The organism is Mesorhizobium sp., assembly GCF_004962925.1.
Taxonomy (GTDB): domain Bacteria; phylum Pseudomonadota; class Alphaproteobacteria; order Rhizobiales; family Rhizobiaceae; genus Mesorhizobium.
Map to the genome: position 1 here is coordinate 1 of NZ_SUEO01000030.1, position 17,155 is coordinate 17,155.

The following is a 17,155-nucleotide window of genomic DNA, read 5'->3' on the forward strand; positions in this document are numbered from 1 at the left end:
TTCATCGGCCGCGGCCGCACCATTGTCGAGGCTGCCGCCTTCGATCCAGGCGCCAAGCTTGGCGGCCATTCCGGCTTCACGCTGGATCCAGTCGCAGCGCTTCGCCGGCAGGTGCGCGTGCCGGCCAACAAGAAAATCTCGCTGACCTTCTGGACTGCCGTCGGCGCCAACCGTGCCGAACTCGAAGACGCCATTGCGCGGCTCGATCATCCGGAAGCCTTCGCCCGCCAGGCGATGCTCGCCTGGACCCGCTCGCAGGTGCAGACCCGTCATCTCGGTCTCAGCCTTGCCGATGCCGCCAATGTGCAGAATCTGGCGCGCTATCTGATCTATCCTGATCCGTTCCTGCGCCTTCCGGCCGAATCGATCGCTTCCGGGCTCGGTAAGCAGTCCGGCCTGTGGCCGACCAGCATATCCGGCGATTTTCCGATTTTCCTGGTCAGGATCGGCGATGTCGCCGACCTCGAGATCGTCGCCCAGGCGCTCCGCTTCCAGGAATATATGCGCGCCCGCGGCATGATGATCGACTTTGTCGTCGTCAACGAGCAGGCTTCATCCTACGTGCAGGACCTGCAGCGGGCGGTCGAGACGCTGTGCGAAAACAGCCGCCTGCGCGGCAAGGAGCTGGGACCCCGCCAGCACATATTCGCGGTGCGCCGCGACCTGATGGACGAGACGACCTACAAGACGCTGCTCGCCGTCGCCCGCGTCGTCCTGCACACGCGCAACGGCACCATCTTCGATCAGATCGAGCGCGCCGAGACCGCTGCGCTGCAAGCGCGGGACGCCTTGCAGCCGGCGGGTGCACCAGCACTTCGTGAACCGTCTCCGCCGGCGCCACAGACATGGACTGCTCAGGCTTCGATCGAAGGCAGTGCCGACGGCAGCGGGCTCAACCAGTGGAACGGTTTTGGCGGCTTCGAGGGCGACGGACGCCACTATGTCGTGCGCCTTGCTGGGCGGCGCACGACGCCGCAGCCCTGGATCAACGTCGTCTCCAACGCCTCGTTCGGTTTCCATGTTTCGGCTGAAGGCGCTGCCTTCACCTGGAGCCGAAACAGCCGCGATTATCAACTGACGCCGTGGGCGAACGACCCGGTCACCAACCGGCCCGGCGAGGGTATCTATATTTACGATCTTGCCAGCGGCCGGGCGTTCTCGCCGCTGGCCGCCGTGGTGCGCGATCCTGCCATGACCTACGAAACATGGCACGGGCAGGGTTTTTCGACCTTCCGTTCGACGCGCGGGCCGCTATCGATGGATCTTACCCATGTGGTGGATCCTGTCGATCCGGTGAAAATCTCCCGATTGCGCATCCAGAATACCGGTTCGGTGCCGGCGCGCCTGCGCGTCTATGCCTATGCGGAATGGGTCCTTGGCAGCCATCGTTCGCGCACGGCGGCGACCATCGTTCCGTCCAGGGATGCTGCGACGGGCGCGTTGCTGGCGCAAAATCCCTACGGACTCGACTTCAGCGAGCGGGTCGCCTTCCTGGCCGCCGACAGCGCGGCACATTCGGTGACGGCCGATCGCGGCGAGTTCATCGGCCGGCACGGCACCAGCGAACTTCCGCATGCCGTGCTCAACGGCGCCAGCCTATCGGGCCGCGTCGAGGCCGGCGACGATCCTTGTGCTGCAATTGCACGCGACATCGACATTCCTGCCGGCGGCGACGTGACGCTGCTCTGGCTGCTTGGCGATGCAGCCTCTGCCGAGGAAGCCAGCGCCCTGGTGCAGCACCATGGCAGCAAGGACTTCGATCAGCGGCTGGCTGACAATGAGCGCACGTGGCGAGGGTTTCTCGACACCATCCAGGTCGAGACGCCGGACAAGGCGCTCGACGCCATGGTCAACCACTGGCTGCCCTATCAGAGCCTTGCCTGCCGCATCCGCGCCCGCTCCGCCTTTTACCAGGCGAGCGGCGCCTTTGGCTTCCGCGATCAGTTGCAGGACACGCTGGCCCTGCTTGTTCACGATCCGAAACTGGCGCGCGACCAGATACTCAACGCGGCGCGGCGGCAATTCCCCGAAGGCGATGTGCAGCACTGGTGGCTGCCGCGCACCGAGGCAGGCGTCCGCACCATGATTTCCGACGACGTGGTCTGGCTTGCCCATGCCACGGCGCACTACTTGCAGGTGACCGGCGACACCGCGGTCCTCAGGGAACAACTGCCCTTCATCGACGGGCCGCCGCTAGAAGAAGGCGAGCACGATGCCTTCTTCACCCCGGAGATATCGAAGAAGACCGCTTCGCTCTATGATCATTGCGCGCGCGCACTCGACCTTGCCCTCAAGCGCAGCAGCCCCGCCGGACTGCCGCTGATCCTCGGTGGCGACTGGAACGACGGCATGAACCGTGTCGGCGAGCACGGCAAGGGCGAGAGCGTCTGGCTGGGCTGGTTCCTGCTGAAGACGCTGGGCGATTTTGCACCTGTCGCCAAGGCGGAAGGCGACACCAAGCGCGCGCAAGCCTGGGCAAAACACGCAGACGTGCTGAAGCGGGCGCTGGAAAGCACGGCCTGGGATGGTGAATGGTATCGTCGCGGCAGCTTCGACGACGGCACGCCGCTGGGGTCGCGCGGTTCACAGGAGTGCAAGATCGACTCGATTGCCCAGTCGTGGAGTGTGCTGTCGGGCGAGGGCGATCCGGCGCGGTCGACGACGGCGATGCAGCAGGCGATGAAGATGCTTGTCGACGACGAGCTCAAGATCGTCAAGCTTTTCACCCCGCCCTTCTCCAAGACGGAAAAGGACCCGGGCTACATCAAGAGCTACCCGCCGGGTGTCCGTGAAAACGGTGGCCAGTACACCCACGCGGCGTCATGGTTCGTCATTGCGCTCGCCGAAATGGGGCGCACCGACGACGCCTACCGTTGTTTCTCGATGCTCAACCCGGTCAACCACGCGCTCGACGAGGCCGCTGCCGAGCACTACCGCGTCGAGCCTTACGTCGTCGCCGCCGACGTCTATGCCGGGCAAGGCAAGGGCGGCCGCGGCGGCTGGACCTGGTATACCGGCTCGGCCGGCTGGCTTTATCGCGCGGCGGTCGAAGGCATCCTCGGCATTGAGCGCAGGGGAGAGCGCATCCAGTTCAAGCCGAAACTCCCCAGCCATTGGGATGGTTATGCGGCAACGCTCAAGGTGCTGGGGGCCGAGCTCAGGGTTCGCGTTGTCCGTGACGCCAAGGTCAAAGCCATCTCGCTTGAGATAAATGGTAAAAAGACGAAGGCTTCGTCTTTCGAACCGAAAGCCGGCGACAAGGCCGAGGTGGTCGTCAGGATACCGGCGTAGTTTCAAGGATTTGGAGCGTCTTTACACGCCTTGGGGACGCGCGTTGTTTAAGGATGTTCTAGAAATTCTACCGTGCATCAGCTTTCCGAAAAGCCGATGCAGCTTTAGAAACTCGTACATAACCATTTGCTGATTAAAATTGAGGCAGTGCTTGCAGCCTGCCATGATTTTGCCGTAAGGCTGACATTTTACCTTTTTTCTCAAACTGTTAGGTGATCACGACAGATTTCGCAGCGTCGCCATCTTTTGTTCGCGAATTGGGAACTGAAGGGGTACACGAGCATTGTTTCGCGACACGTCAACAGGTACGAGTCAGAAAATGATGCAGTGCACAATAACAATTTGCCGGAGTAGCTGAAGTGTCCCTTCTGCAAATCTACTGGAGAGCGCTCGGTTATCTCGCTGCCGACAGGAAACGCGTGGCGTTTATCTGCGGAGCGAACATCGCGCTCGCCATTATCGCCATCCTTGAGCCGATCATGTTCGGACGGGTGATTGATGCTATTTCGGACGGCGGCTCGGTCTTTTCGACGCTTGGCGTATGGGCCGGTATCGGCGTCTTCAACGTCGTCGCCTTCGTTCTGGTGGCGCGCGGCGCGGACCGCTTTGCCCATGCGCGGCGCAGCGAGGTCCTTTGCCAGTCATTCGAGCGCGTGATCACCATGCCGCTTGCTTGGCATCATCAGCGCGGCACCTCCAACTCCCTGCATACGCTTTTGCGCGCGGTCGAGACCTTGTTCAGCCTCTGGCTTGAGTTCATGAGGCAGCATTTGTCCACTGTTGTCGCACTGGTTCTGCTGGTGCCGACGGCGATCAGCATGGATATTCGCATGTCGATGGTCCTGCTGGCGCTGGGCGCGCTCTACGTCGGTATCGGGCGGCTGGTGATGCGTCGTACCAAGGAAGGCCAAGCGTCAGTGGAGCGGCACTTTCACAAGGTGTTCGCGCATGTGAGCGACTCGGTCAGCAATGTCGCCGTGCTGCAGAGCTACAATCGCATCGGCCACGAGACCGACGCCTTGAAGCGTTATGTCAAGAATCTGCTTGATGCCCAATATCCGGTGCTTGACTGGTGGGCATTGGCCAATGCTCTGCACCGCCTGTCGTCGACCATTTCGATGATGGTCGTGCTGTTGATCGGCTCCTATCTGGTCATGCATGGCCAATTGCGTATCGGTGACGTCATTGCCTTTACCGGCTTTGCCACGCTGCTGATTGCCCGGCTCGACCAGATGTCGGCCTTCGCCAACCAGATTTCGGAAGCCAGGGCCAAGCTCGAGGAATTTTATCGCCTTGAGGACTCCGCGGCCGACGCCGCCGAGCCGGACGGGTTGCGTGACCTCGGCAACGTCACCGGTCATGTGCGTTTCGAAAACGTCAGCTTCGAATTCGCCAATTCGGGTCAGGGCGTGAACGATGTTTCGTTCGAGGTCCGTGCCGGCCAGACCGTGGCCATCGTCGGTCCGACTGGCGCAGGCAAGACCACGCTCATCAATCTCTTGCAGCGCGTCTTTGCGCCGTCCAGCGGCCGTATCCTGATCGACGGCATCGATACCCGCACGGTGACCCGCAAGTCGCTGCGCCACTCGATCGCCACCGTGTTCCAGGATGCGGGCCTGCTCAACCGCTCGATCGAGGACAATATCCGTGTCGGGCGCGCCGAGGCGACCTATGATGAGGTCCACGCTGCCGCCAATGCTGCTGCCGCGCAGGATTTCATCCTGTCGAAGAGCAACGGCTATGACACGGTCGTCGGCGAACGCGGCGGACAGCTTTCGGGCGGCGAGCGCCAACGTATCGCGATCGCGCGCGCCGTGCTGAAGGATTCGCCCATCCTGGTGCTCGACGAAGCGACCAGCGCGCTCGATGTCGAGACGGAAGACCGCGTCAAGGAAGCGATCGATGAATTGCGGCGCGGCCGCACCACCTTCATCATCGCCCACCGCCTGACCACCGTTCGCGATGCCGATCTGGTCGTGTTCATGGACAAGGGCAAGGTGGTTGAAATGGGTGGGTTTGCCGAATTGTCGATGCGCAATGGCCGCTTTGCCAGCCTGCTGCGCGCCGGCGGCTTGCTCAACGACGAGGAAGTCCGCCGCCTCAGCCGCACCATCACAGACGAGGCCGCCTGAGTTCTTTCCCTTCTCCCGCTGCGGGAGAAGGGGAAGCCCCGCCTGCGACACCACCACTCGATTGCCCCAAACGCATCGCCGGTTTATGTAAAGCCGCATGAGTGACCTGACCTCACGCCTCAGCGGCTGGATGGATTTCGCCAACCCGACGCGATTTGTCGGGTTGGCAGATAGGGCGGTGCCGTGGCTGGTGACTATCGCCACACTCCTCCTGGCCACCGGGCTCTATATGAGCTTCACGGCGCCGGAGGATTTCCAGCAAGGCATCACCGTGCGCATCATGTATATCCATGTGCCCTTCGCCTGGCTGGCCATGATGTGTTTCACACTGATGGCGGTTTCCGCGTTGGGGACGCTGGTATGGCGCCATCCGCTGGCCGATGTCGCGCTGAAATCGGCGGCACCCATCGGCGCCGTCTTTACAGCGCTCGCGCTGATCACCGGTTCGATCTGGGGCAAGCCGATGTGGGGCACCTGGTGGGTGTGGGACGCGCGGCTGACCTCGGTCTTCGTTCTGTTTCTGATGTATCTCGGCATCATCGCGCTGACGCGGGCACTCGACGATGCGGCGCGCGCCGCCTGGGCCGCCGCAATCATCACACTGGTCGGCTTCATCAACATCCCGATCATCAAATTCTCGGTCGACTGGTGGAACACGCTGCATCAGCCGGCTTCGGTGTTCCGGCTCGGCGGGCCGACCATCGATCCCAGCCTGTTGCGGCCGTTGCTGGTGATGGCTCTGGGCTTCACCGTGCTGTTCTTCGCGCTGCATCTGATGGCGATGCGCACGGAAATCCGACGTCGCCGGGTCATTTCCATGCGCCGTGTCGCGGCGAGGCAGGCCGATAAGCACCATTAGAGAGGCGCCCGACGTGGCCGTCATTTCACTCTAATTCGCCGACAACCAGGTATCTGCCGTCAACATTATCTGTGACCGGCCGAAGCAGGCATGTTGCAAGGCTGCAACAGCGATCTCCATAACTTCGACTCCACCCCCGTTTTCACTGTTGACAGCTAAGCCATGCACCGGAAGTGATGCATTATATTTGCCTGTTGATTTGTCGAGGGGGATTTTGTCGATGAAAGTGCGTCTGCTTGCCGGTGTCTCCGCAATGGCCTTGACGCTCGGCTGGAACTCAGCCAATGCCGCCGACGCGGCGGTCGAAGTCCCTGCGGCCCAGGACCTGTGGTACGTCACGCTATTTGGTGGCGCCAGCTTCCCGAATGACGTGAAAACGCATTCAGCAGCCTATTACAACCGAGACTTTTCGATGGACTTCGATACCGGCTTCGTGGTCGGCGGCGTCGTCGGTAGGCGGATCAATGATATGTTCCGCGTCGAAGGTGAACTGTCTTATGCGCGCTACAAGGCGAGTACGTATGACGAGACTGTCTATCACGGATATCCGGCTGACGGCGATTTGTCCGCTACCTACCTGCTCGCCAACGTCTGGGCCGACGTTGCCCATTTTGGAGATGCCAAGCTTTATGTAGGCGGCGGCATCGGCGCCGCCTATGTCACCGCCGACACAACTTGGGGCGGTCACGAATATGGATACGGATCTGGTGGGTGGGGTTTTGCCGGCCAGGTGGGAGCCGGCGTCACGTACGCGCTGGCGCAGAATATTGACCTCGATTTCGGCTACAGGTTCAAGGCCGTCTCCGCCGTCGACTTCGATTCCTCGCGCGAAGGCGATGCTGTGTTCTCGGACGGCAAGCTGAATTCCCACAATCTGCAACTCGGCGTTACATTCAAATTCTGATTGCTTTGAATTCTTGCTGCAGGTTAACTGCCGTCGCAGGCGATTGGGGGTGAAGGATGCCGCTCTTGCCGCGCCGGCAGCCTGTTGGACTTCCGGCCATGGTCCAGGATTTTCTCCCGCCCGCCGGCGAGTCGTCGCTTGAGACCTTGCAGCGCGGCATCGACTTGCAGCGGCGCAAGCGCTTTCGCGAAGCCGAGTTCTGCTACCAGACCGTGCTTCGCCGGCAGCCAAAAAATGCCATGGCGCTCAATCTGATGGGCACGTTGGCGATCGAGGCCCAGCAAAACGAGACTGCCATCGACTTTATGAAGAGCGCGGTCAAGCTCGAACCGGGCAACGCCATTTTCCGCAACAATCTCGGCAACGCCTACAACCTGATCGGCAACATCGAGCTGGCGCGCAAGCACCTGAAAAAAGCGATCGAGCTCGACGGGCGGCTTGTCGAGGCGTTATGCAATCTCGGCAAATCCTACCGGAGCCAGCTTGACGGCGACATCGCCGAGGGTTTCTATCGCCGTGCGCTGGCGGTCGATGGCCAGTCGCTGACAGCGCTTGTCGGCATGGGCGACCTGCTCACCGATATGGGCCGGCAAGCCGAGTCGGTCGAATGCTTTGACCGTGCCATCGCCATCGACAATGCGAATGTCGAGGCGCTGTCCGGGCTGGCGCTCGCACGTCGGGCCGTCAAGGACGATCCAGTCCTGGCTTTGGTGCGGGCCCGCCTCGAACTGCCGATGACCACCGATCGCGAGCGGATTTACCTGCATCACGCCGCCGGAAAAATCCTCAACGATCAGCGCGAGTATCGCCTGGCAATCCACCATTTCACGAGGGCCAAGGCAATTTCCGGCAATGATTTCAACATTGCCCTGCACACGCGGCTCTATGACAGTTTCATCGAGACTTTCGACGCCGCCTTTTTCGAAGCCCGGCCAAAATTCGGCAATCCATCCGAACGTCCGGTCTTCATTGTCGGTATGCCACGTTCAGGAACGACGTTGACCGAGCAGATATGCGCCAGCCATCACGATATCCATGGTGCCGGTGAACTGCCGACCATCCGCACATTGGCTGGCGAACTTGGATTCGACCAGCTTGATCCGGCGATTTTCGCCAAGGCCATGGCGGCGCTCACACCGGCGAAGGCAAGGGAGCTTGGCTCGAAATATCTCGACCATCTCAACAAGCGCAACGGCAAGGCGGCACGTGTCGTCGACAAGATGCCGCATAATTTCGAGCTGCTGGCCTTCATCAGCCTCATTTTGCCAAATGCCCGCATCGTCCATTGCCGGCGTGACCCGATGGACAATTGCACGTCCTGTTTCATGCACAATTTCTCCGATGCCCACGGCTACAATGCCGATCTGACCAAGCTTGGGCAGTATTACCGGCAATATGATCGCCTGATGCGCCATTGGACCAAGGTCGTGCCGCTTGCCATCCACGACATGCCCTACGAAAAAACGGTGGCTGATTTCGAGATCCAAGCCCGCGGATTGATCGGATTCCTCGGCGTCGAATGGGACGATGCGTGTCTGCGTTTCCACGAAACCGAGCGCACGGTGCGCACGCCAAGCCGCTGGCAGGTGCGCCAGCCGATCTATTCGTCCTCGGTCGAGCGCTGGAAACTGTACGGCGATGCTCTCGATCCATTGAGGGCTGCACTGGGTCCGCTTGTCCAACCCTGATCCAAACGGTCGTTCGGTCCGAACGGCCTCGATCTCACCCCATCCTTCCGCGCGCCGCCACCGGCAGCGTCTCCAGCACCCGTTCTCCGGCGATCAGGTGGACTTCGTCGAATAGATTGGTGACCACGCAGCAATGGTCGGGCACGACGCGCACGCGCTCGCCGATACGCAGCCTGGCGTCGCCGGAAAGCGTGATGTTGCCGTGCTCCTCGCTGAGGCCCGTGACGGTGGCGCCCGGAACGCCGAGCAATTCGCCGAAATCGGGGAGCCCCAACGTGTCGCTGGACAAGGCTTTGCTGCCGGCATCGAGGATGGCGCGTGTCGGCGTCGGATGGCTGACCACCGTCGACAGCACCGTCAGCGCGCAATCGTCGAGGCTTCCGACGCCTTTGGCGACCTGGTAGCGGTCGAGATAGATGTAGGTGCCGGGGCGGTATTCGGTGACGACGCTGTCTTCGCCCGAGCGCCACATGTCGGGTGTGCCGCCGCTGGAGATGCGCTGGCAGGCAAGACCGGACGCCGCAAGCGCATCGCGTGCCCCTGCGAGCCACGTCTCGGCCTCGGCAGCGCGGCCTGCCGCCGGATAGGTCATCAGCCCGCCGAAGGCGAGCCCCTTGGCCTTGTCGATCTCTCTGGCCAATGCGACCGCCTCGCTGGCCGACTGGACGCCGCAGCGGCCCATGCCGGTATCGCATTCCACCAGCACCTGTAGCGGCTGGCCTGGATCGGTGAAGATGGCGGCGAGACCTCCAAGCGTTTCCATGCTGTCTGATGTCACCGACAGCTTCACACGGCCGTGCAGCGCCTTGAGGCGCTCGAGCTTGGCCTTGCCCAGAATGTTGTAAGGGAGAAAAATGTCGGTGAGGCCGGCATCGGCCATCACCTCGGCCTCACCGATCTTCTGGCAGGTGATGCCAACGGCGCCCGCAGCGATCTGCTTCTTGGCCCAGTAAGGCAATTTGTGGGTCTTGATATGCGGCCTGAGCTTCAGCCCATGGCGGTCGGCATGGGCCTGCGCCCGCGCGATGTTGGCTTCGGCGCGGTCGACATCGATCAGGATCGCCGGCGTATCGAGGTCATCTATGCTGCGCATGGGATTGTCACCGTCAGGAATTCGCTCGAACTTATGGCCTTGATCGGACCGGATGTCATGAGGCCAGCTCATGCAGTTTACGTCGACACCGGATCGGTGTTCGGCTATGCGCTGTAGGCGCCGCCTGAAGAAGGATTCACGACCATGAAACGTTCCACCGTCAACGACATCATCCGCGACGCCGATGCCTTCATCCGTTCGTTCGGCTACATCATGCCACCCTTTGCCTATTGGTCGCCGGAAGAGATGAAGGCGCGCCGGCAGGATTCGTCGGCCATCTTCTCCTCCCGGCTCGGCTGGGACATCACCGACTACGGCCAGGGCAAGTTCAACGATCTCGGCCTCTTCCTATTCACCGTTCGCAATGGTCGCTACGAAGACATGAAGAAGGGCATGGGCATGCTCTATGCCGAAAAAATCATGATCTCGCGCAAGGATCAGTTGTCGCCGATGCATCGCCACAACATCAAAGCCGAAGACATCATCAACCGTGGTGGCGGCAAACTGGTGCTGGAACTGTTCATGCACGATCGCGATGGCGGCATCGATCCGAAGGCCGAGGTATCAGTGCCTGTCGACGGAACCATCCACAGGCTGCCGGCGGGCGGGCTCCTGAAGCTCGACCCAGGACAGAGCGTCACGCTTCTGCCGGGCGTCTGGCATGCCTTCTGGGCCGAGGGCAAGGATGTGCTGATCGGCGAGGTTTCGACCGTCAATGACGATCTCACCGACAATGTCTTTCGTGAGCCGATCGGCCGCTTCGCGGACATCGACGAGGATGTCGCGCCGCTGCACCTGCTTGTGTCCGACTACGAAAAGTGGGTGGGTTAGCTTTTCCCGGTGGCGGGCGCGCCGCCTTTCATCTGGCCTGAGCTACCACATCATGAAGGAAGCGACGTCCGCGTCGGAGACCTCGCCTGCCATCACGTCGGCGATCGCCTGGTCGACGATGGCCAGGCCCTCGGCAACCTCGTCCTCGGTCAGCGTCAGCGGCGGCATGAATTCGAGCACATTGGCCTTCAGCCCGACATAGGTGAAGGCCGCGCCCAGTTCGTAGCCGCGATAGATGATCTTGGCCGTCGTCGTTGCCGCGACCGGCTCGCGCGTCTTGCGGTCCTTGACCAGATCGACGCCGACGGCAAGGCCGCGCCCGCGCACGTCGCCGATGATCTCGTGTTTTGCGGCGAGCGCCCGCAGCGCATCTGAGAACAGCGTGCCGATGCGCGCCGAGCGCTCGACCAAGCCTTCGCTGTCGATCGTCTTCAGCACAGCGTTGCCGGCGGACGTCGCCACGGGATTGCCGGCGGTCGTCTGCAGCGCGAAGGCCGGTGCGTGATCCATGATCTCCTTCGGGCCGATAACGGCCGACAGCGGCAGGCCACCGCCGATGCCCTTGCCGAACACGACGAGATCGGGCGTCAGACCTTCATGCTGGAAGCAATGCATCATGCCGCTGCGGGCCAGCCCAACCTTGACCTCGTCGACGACTATTCTGATGCCATGCCTGCGGCAACGTTCCTGCAACGCCTTGAGGAAGCCGGGCGGCGGCACGATCAGCCCGCCATCCGACATCAGCGGCTCGATGAACACCGCCGCGACCTGATGCGGCGGGCAGGTGGTCTCGAACTGGTAGTCGAGCAATGCAAGCACGTTCTCGGCGCTGAACTGCGGCCGGAACGGATCGGGGTAGGGGAGCAGGAGCACGCCCGGCCTTGGCAGCGTGTGGGTCATGGCGGTATGGCCGCTGATGCCCATCGAGCCGGAGAGGTTGCCGTGATAGGAGCCGATGAAGGAGATGAAGCGTGAGCGGCCTGTCGTGGCCTGCAGCACGCGCACCGCGCAGTCATTGGCGTCCGACCCGGAATGGCCGAACCAGACGCGCCGTTCGCCATCGCCCGGCGTGATCGCCAGCAGCCGCTCCGCCAGCGAAACCGCTGGTTCGTTCGGGTAGAGCAAGAGGCTGGCGCCGGCCATGTCGCGGATCGAGGCCTCGACCGCCGCGATGATGGCCGGATGGCCGTAACCGAGGATTGCCGGACCGGCCGAGCCGGACAGGTCGAGCAGTGAGCGGCCTCCTTCCTCGATCAGCCGGTTGCCTTGGCCGCCCACGACGCTCAGCGGTGAGAAGCGCAGCTTGCCGATTTGGGCGATCGTTGCCGCGTCGCGCTCGCGCAGGCTGAGATTGCTCATGACGCCTTCTCCTTCTGCTGCGCGGGCAAGGCGGCGGCCAGGCGGTTCGCCCACGCCTCGATACCGGAGCGGCTCGACAACAGATCCTGCCGGATTTCTATGAGGACGGCGGGAATGCCGCGGTCGTCGCCATGGATGGGCACGGCGTAGTCGGCGTCGCGGCTGATCACGTAAGGCACGTTCGCCGCGACGTTGATAGCTGTGTCGTTGCGCAGGCCGGAGAGGATCGCTTCACCGAAATCGCCGGCGCGGTCGTAAAGCACGCCGGCATGCCATGGCCTGGAAATCCCGAGGAAGACCGGCGTGAAGCTGTGGATCGTCGCGATCCGCGTCGGCCTGCCGTCCTTCGCCCGGCGGTCGAGATGAGCGGCCACCCGATCGTGGAAAGGCATGAACATGATTTCGGCGCGCCGGGCCTGCTCCGCCGGGTCGAGCCTGACATTGCCGGGAATGTCGGTATCTTCAGACAGGACAGGAATGCTGCCGCTCGTGCCCAGCGGCCGGTTGAGGTCGATCAGCAGCCGTGAATAGCCGCTGAGGAAGGCAGGCGCATCGAGCAGCAGTGACAGACGGCGCGTCACTTCGGCGGCGCCGATATCCCAGGCGATGTGACGTTGCAAATGGCTGATATCGAGCCCGAGCTGTCCATATTCCGCCGGAATGTGGTTGGATGCATGCTCGCACAGCAGCACGATGTCGGAGCGGCCATTTTCGTTGAGCACGTCGACGGCAGCCGGCCATTCAGTTGCAAGCTGCGCAGCCATCAATAAAGCGTCCGGTAGAGGTCGCAGACAGCCACCGGATCGAGACCGGCAAGGCGCTCGGTCTCATGCCGCTTGAGGCCGACGAAGGTCTCGATGAAGACCGGCGCGAACCATCCGGTGACGGTGCTGTCGGTGGCGAGCGCGTCGAGCGCCGCCGGCAGGGTTTCCGGCAGGCGTACGAGGCCAAGCTTCTTGCGCTCCGCCTCGCTCATCAGCGTCGGGTCGCCGGTGACCAGCGGTGGCGTCGGCAGCTTGGCCTTCAGCCCTTCCAGTCCCGCGCGCACGATGGCCGCCAGTGACAGATAGGGATTGCCGGTGGCGTCGGCGGCCCGGTATTCGATGTTGTACTGCCGCGCCGGGTCGCGCCCGCCGATCGTCACCGTCGGACAGATGCGCAAGGACGCCTCACGGTCGCGATCGGCAAGCCAGGTGTAGGACGAGCTCCAGCTGTGCGGCTTCAGGCGGTAGTAGGACGACACGCTCGCCGCCGTCATCGCGGTGATACCAGGCAGATGGCGAAGCACGCCGGCACAGAAGGCGCCGGCCTGGCTGGAAAGGCCGCCCGGTCGTGCTGGGTCGTAGGTCGCCGGCTTGCCGGCCGCATCGACGAAGCTGAAATGGATGTGGACGCCGTTGCCGACGGCGTCGGGAGCGGCCTTCGGCGTGAAGCTGGCGCGCCAGCCGGCATTGCGCGCGACTTCGCGGGTGATTTCGCGGATGGCGACGGCGCGGTCGGCCGCGGCAAGCGCATCGGCAGGCTCGTGTGTCACCTCGAACTGCTCGTTGCCGAACTCGGCGATCACCACTTCTGGCGCGACCCCCGCTTCCTCCAGCGCCGCCATCAGATTTGGCGCGAAGGGGTCGGTCCGCCGCAGCGCCTGGAATGACAGCGAATGCCCCGGCACAAAGTCGCCCTCGATATGGAATTCATGCTCGAAGGCGGCGATGACGGAAAGCCCGGTCGCCGCCTTCAACTCCGCCAGCGCATCCCTGAGCATAGTTCGCGTGCAACCGACCCACGGGCTGCCGTCGAGTTCGACGATGTTGCCGGCGACCATGTCGAAGGGCGTCGCCGATCCGGTCAGCACTGTCCGAAAACGCGCGTTGAGATCAGGAATGAGCCGCACATCGCCGGACGAACCCCAAGGATTGGGATCGACGATGGAATTGAATGGCGTCAGCGACAGATTGGCCTGCAGCCAGCCGACGCCGGTGGCGGCGATCTTCTGCAGCTTGCTTTCGACGACCGAGCGGCCGCGCGTGATGGCGGAGAGATCGGTGGTGACGACGGCAACGAGCGGTTCGACGGTCGATGTCATGCAGTTTTTCCCAAGGCTTCGAAGCGGGCGGCGACGGTGGCGGTGTCGGCGATCCAGCAATAGCCGCCAAATGCCTTGAGCGCACCGTCATGGCGCTCCTGCGTGGCGGCGGCGCAAGCATCCGACACGCAGGTGACGAGGTAGCCGCGATCGGCGGCGTCGCGCACCGCCATGTCGACGCACTGGTCGGTCATGATGCCGGCAACGATCAGGTAACGCACGGCGAGGTTCTTCAAGACATAATCGATGTTGGTCGAGTTGAAGACGCCCGACGACGTCTTCGGCAGCATGATCTCGTCGCCGACCGGCGCCAGCGACGGCACAGGCAGGCCTTCCGGCCGGCTGGGCGCGATATGGATCGGCGTCAGCTTGTGGTCGAGCGAACAGTCGCGGCCGTCTTCCGTCAGGCTCTGGATGATGGTGTGGATCACTTCGACGCCATTGGCACGGGCGGCCGCCAGCAGGCGCTCCTGGTTGGGGATCGTCTGCGACGCCGTCTGCCGGTAGAAATAATGGTCAGGGCCGCGCTCCGGATGCGCCGGATCGGCGCCGGGCTCCAGCCAGACACGTTGCATGTCGACCAGAAGCAGCGCGGTTTCGCCGGCCCGGAAGGGCTCGTTTCGTTTTGGCAGTGCTGGCGTCATGCTTTCTGGTCCTGCTTCACTGATTTGGATTGGACTGATCTAGGTTGGGCTGATTTGGGCCCGGGCGTCCTGCGCGTCCCGGTTTCTTCGGAGCCGGCACTGTCGAGGGTCACGGCATTGGCATGCCGCACCTCCTCCAACTTTTCGATGCGTTCGCGGGCGCCATCGCTCAGCGTGGAGACGATGTGGGCGACCAGCGCCTCCATCTGCGCGATCGCCGGCGCCAGCGTGTCGTATGGGGAGGCGACTTCCAGCGGACTGACGATGGTGACCTCGGCGAGATCGGCGATCGGCGACAGCCATTGGTCGGTGAACAGCACAATGCGCACGTCGCGTGCCGCCGCCTGCCTGGTGTAGTCGATGACATCGAACTGGTAGCGGCGATAATCGAAAACGACCAACACGTCGCGGCGGCCGAGATCGGCCAGCGTGTCGAAGGCCTGTCCCGACAACGTGCCGAGGTCGCGCACACCCGGCCTAAATTGCAGCATGTAGCCGGCGAACATGCTGGCGATGTGGCGGCTGAAACGGCCGCCAAGCATGACCACCTCACCTTTGGTCTCCATCAGCAAACGGGCGGCACGCTCGTAGCTCTGCAACGGCGTCAGGCTGACAGACTTCTCGAGCGCAGCGCCGACGGAGCCGAGATAGGCGAGGATGGCGCTGTCTTCCGCGCCTGACGGCCGCTTGGCTTCCATCATCAGCAGCGGCGAATGCAGCCTGGCCTCGACCTCGGCCAGAAGCTTGGCCTGAAAGTCCGGAAATCCGTCATAGCCGAGCTTCACCACCAGCCTGACCACGGTCGGGTCGCTGACGCCGGCGCGCCGGGCGAGTGACGAAGCGGTGCCAAGGCCGGAGGTTGGATAGTCGGTCAAAAGCAGCCGGACGATCTTTTCCTCCGACGGCGTCAACGCAAGATCCCCTCGCATCAGAACGTCGCGTATCGCCATTTGGCCTCCCCGAAGTCAGTGTTCTCTCGTTTTGTCGAGTTTATTACAGACATTTTAATTTCGGTCAAGAATGAAGAGATGTTGACATAGCCGGACGACTGGTCTTAGCTTTGTTGGAAAGCAGCCAAGAGACTGCGGGGAACAGCCATGCGGAACGGAAGCGACGTCATTGTCGTCGGTGCGGGGATCGTTGGTTCGAGCACTGCCTATTATTTGGCAGCGTCCGGCGTGACAGTGACGCTTGTCGAGCAGACGCATCCCGCCGGCGGGCCGTCCGGCAAGTCCTCGGCCCTGCTGCACGCCTTCTATTTGATGCCGGAACTGTCGCAGCTTGCCATCCGTGGCCGCGAGATCCTGGTGTCGCTGCCGGAGATCTCAGGCGAGGGCCCCTTCGTCACGGAAGTCGGCATGATGTGGGTCTGCGGCAACGACAATGAAGCGAGTTGGAAGGTCGCCGCCGAACGGATTCGCAGCGAGGGCGCATTGATCGAGACGCTGTCGCCGCAAGCCTTTGCCGATGCCGCGCCCGGCTTTGCGCTGGACAATGTCGCGCTGGCGCTATGGGAGCCCGAATACGGCTATGCCGACGCCTTCGGTGCCACCAATGCAATTGCCCGCGCTGCCAAGGCACGCGGTGCCAGGATCATGCAGAACAGCCTCGTCGAACGGCTTGTAAAAGAAGGCGACCGCATCAGCGGCGTCGCGCTCGCCGATGGAACGGTGCTGAAGGCCGATGCCGTGGTGCTCGCCGCCGGACCATGGACGCGCCGCTTGCTGGCGACGGTCGGTCTCGATCTGCCTCTGCATGTCGAGCGTCATCCGATGGCGGTGCTCGACGCCGCCGGCAAGGCGCGCCAGGTCATGCCTTTCGCCTGGTGCGACGACATCTCCTGCAACTATGCGCGGCCCGACAATGACGGCGTCATCCTTGCCGGCACCTGGGCCGGCGGCGGCACCGGGGTGCGCCACGAACAGGCCGGCCGCCCACGTTTTGTCGACAATCCCGACAGCTATATGGAAGGCGTCGAGGAATCAGAATCGGTGGGGATACTCGAGACCTTCGCGACGCGCGTGCCGGCGATGGCCGATCTCGGGATCCGCCCCGGCTATGCCGGGCTTTACGACATGAGCCCCGACGACCTGCCGGTGATCGGCGCCATGCCAGGCGTCGACGGTCTGTTCGTTTCGGCCGGCTCCTCCGGCCATGGTTTCAAGACCGGCCCGGCGGTCGGCGAAGCGGTGGCCAGTCTGGTCACCGAAGGCGCCCAGCCGATCCTGGCGCCGTTTTCGCCCAGCCGCTTCAAGGCCGCCTGATGGCGTC

13 protein-coding genes are annotated in these 17,155 nt (G+C 62.9%); 7 read left to right on the forward strand and 6 right to left on the reverse strand.

Features of this window, described 5'->3' with window-relative positions:
• The 5 genes from E5W87_RS09325 to E5W87_RS09345 form a co-directional block, all read left to right on the forward strand.
• Window positions 1–3,291, forward strand: a 3,291-nt coding sequence (locus E5W87_RS09325) for a glycosyl hydrolase family 65 protein (protein ID WP_367118808.1), incomplete at its 5' end; no start/stop codon positions are given.
• Between the two features lie 359 nt (window positions 3,292–3,650).
• Window positions 3,651–5,423 carry a glucan ABC transporter ATP-binding protein/ permease gene (locus E5W87_RS09330; RefSeq protein ID WP_128243913.1) on the forward strand — a complete coding sequence of 591 codons (1,773 nt, stop codon included), beginning with the start codon at window positions 3,651–3,653 and terminating at the stop codon, window positions 5,421–5,423.
• Between the two features lie 97 nt (window positions 5,424–5,520).
• Complete coding sequence (locus tag E5W87_RS09335; RefSeq protein WP_292396311.1) at window positions 5,521–6,282, forward strand: heme ABC transporter permease; 762 nt, start codon at window positions 5,521–5,523, stop codon at window positions 6,280–6,282.
• 253 nt (window positions 6,283–6,535) lie between these two features.
• Window positions 6,536–7,186: an outer membrane beta-barrel protein gene (locus E5W87_RS09340; RefSeq protein ID WP_292396312.1), complete on the forward strand. Its 651-nt coding sequence runs from the start codon at window positions 6,536–6,538 to the stop codon at window positions 7,184–7,186.
• 98 nt (window positions 7,187–7,284) lie between these two features.
• Complete coding sequence (locus E5W87_RS09345) at window positions 7,285–8,874, forward strand: sulfotransferase (protein ID WP_292396313.1); 1,590 nt, start codon at window positions 7,285–7,287, stop codon at window positions 8,872–8,874.
• 34 nt (window positions 8,875–8,908) lie between these two features.
• Here E5W87_RS09345 and E5W87_RS09350 read toward each other — a convergent pair whose 3' ends face one another.
• Window positions 8,909–9,967 (reverse strand): D-TA family PLP-dependent enzyme, encoded by a 1,059-nt coding sequence (locus E5W87_RS09350; protein ID WP_292396317.1) that lies wholly within the window; start codon window positions 9,965–9,967, stop codon window positions 8,909–8,911.
• A gap of 144 nt (window positions 9,968–10,111) precedes the next feature.
• Between E5W87_RS09350 and E5W87_RS09355 the strand changes: the two genes are divergently transcribed.
• Entirely contained in the window at window positions 10,112–10,798 is a 687-nt protein-coding gene (locus tag E5W87_RS09355) for a D-lyxose/D-mannose family sugar isomerase (protein WP_292396318.1), read from the forward strand.
• Window positions 10,799–10,840: 42 nt separating this feature from the next.
• On the opposite strand, the gene E5W87_RS09360 is transcribed toward E5W87_RS09355, so the two are convergent.
• From E5W87_RS09360 to E5W87_RS09380, 5 genes are read right to left on the reverse strand one after another with little or no spacing between them, the layout of a single operon-like run.
• The gene (locus tag E5W87_RS09360; protein WP_292396320.1) at window positions 10,841–12,157 is read right to left on the reverse strand and encodes an aspartate aminotransferase family protein; all 1,317 of its coding nucleotides are present in this window, start codon (window positions 12,155–12,157) and stop codon (window positions 10,841–10,843) included.
• The gene (locus tag E5W87_RS09365) at window positions 12,154–12,921 is read right to left on the reverse strand and encodes an N-formylglutamate amidohydrolase (RefSeq protein ID WP_292396322.1); all 768 of its coding nucleotides are present in this window, start codon (window positions 12,919–12,921) and stop codon (window positions 12,154–12,156) included. The genes E5W87_RS09360 and E5W87_RS09365 overlap by 4 nt, the downstream gene beginning before the upstream one ends.
• Window positions 12,921–14,240, reverse strand: a complete 1,320-nt coding sequence (locus E5W87_RS09370; RefSeq protein WP_292396324.1) for a glutamine synthetase — start codon at window positions 14,238–14,240, stop codon at window positions 12,921–12,923. Before E5W87_RS09370 ends, E5W87_RS09365 begins: the two co-directional genes overlap by 1 nt.
• Window positions 14,237–14,884 (reverse strand): cysteine hydrolase family protein, encoded by a 648-nt coding sequence (locus tag E5W87_RS09375; RefSeq protein ID WP_292396326.1) that lies wholly within the window; start codon window positions 14,882–14,884, stop codon window positions 14,237–14,239. The genes E5W87_RS09370 and E5W87_RS09375 overlap by 4 nt, the downstream gene beginning before the upstream one ends.
• Window positions 14,881–15,834, reverse strand: a complete 954-nt coding sequence (locus E5W87_RS09380) for a MurR/RpiR family transcriptional regulator (RefSeq protein ID WP_292396328.1) — start codon at window positions 15,832–15,834, stop codon at window positions 14,881–14,883. The genes E5W87_RS09375 and E5W87_RS09380 overlap by 4 nt, the downstream gene beginning before the upstream one ends.
• A gap of 147 nt (window positions 15,835–15,981) precedes the next feature.
• On the opposite strand from E5W87_RS09380, the gene E5W87_RS09385 reads away from it, so the two are divergent.
• Complete coding sequence (locus E5W87_RS09385) at window positions 15,982–17,148, forward strand: FAD-binding oxidoreductase (RefSeq protein WP_292396330.1); 1,167 nt, start codon at window positions 15,982–15,984, stop codon at window positions 17,146–17,148.
• Window positions 17,149–17,155 lie beyond the last annotated feature (7 nt).

Excerpts from the sequence above, each read along its gene's own strand:
- E5W87_RS09335 (WP_292396311.1), top strand. The coding sequence starts at position 5,521 with ATGAGTGACCTGACCTCACGCCTCAGCGGCTGGATGGATTTCGCCAAC.
- E5W87_RS09340 (WP_292396312.1), top strand. The coding sequence starts at position 6,536 with ATGGCCTTGACGCTCGGCTGGAACTCAGCCAATGCCGCCGACGCGGCG.
- E5W87_RS09345 (WP_292396313.1), top strand. The coding sequence starts at position 7,285 with ATGGTCCAGGATTTTCTCCCGCCCGCCGGCGAGTCGTCGCTTGAGACC.
- E5W87_RS09350 (WP_292396317.1), bottom strand. The coding sequence starts at position 9,967 with ATGCGCAGCATAGATGACCTCGATACGCCGGCGATCCTGATCGATGTC.
- E5W87_RS09355 (WP_292396318.1), top strand. The coding sequence starts at position 10,112 with ATGAAACGTTCCACCGTCAACGACATCATCCGCGACGCCGATGCCTTC.
- E5W87_RS09360 (WP_292396320.1), bottom strand. The coding sequence starts at position 12,157 with ATGAGCAATCTCAGCCTGCGCGAGCGCGACGCGGCAACGATCGCCCAA.
- E5W87_RS09365 (WP_292396322.1), bottom strand. The coding sequence starts at position 12,921 with ATGGCTGCGCAGCTTGCAACTGAATGGCCGGCTGCCGTCGACGTGCTC.
- E5W87_RS09370 (WP_292396324.1), bottom strand. The coding sequence starts at position 14,240 with ATGACATCGACCGTCGAACCGCTCGTTGCCGTCGTCACCACCGATCTC.
- E5W87_RS09375 (WP_292396326.1), bottom strand. The coding sequence starts at position 14,884 with ATGACGCCAGCACTGCCAAAACGAAACGAGCCCTTCCGGGCCGGCGAA.
- E5W87_RS09380 (WP_292396328.1), bottom strand. The coding sequence starts at position 15,834 with ATGGCGATACGCGACGTTCTGATGCGAGGGGATCTTGCGTTGACGCCG.
- E5W87_RS09385 (WP_292396330.1), top strand. The coding sequence starts at position 15,982 with ATGCGGAACGGAAGCGACGTCATTGTCGTCGGTGCGGGGATCGTTGGT.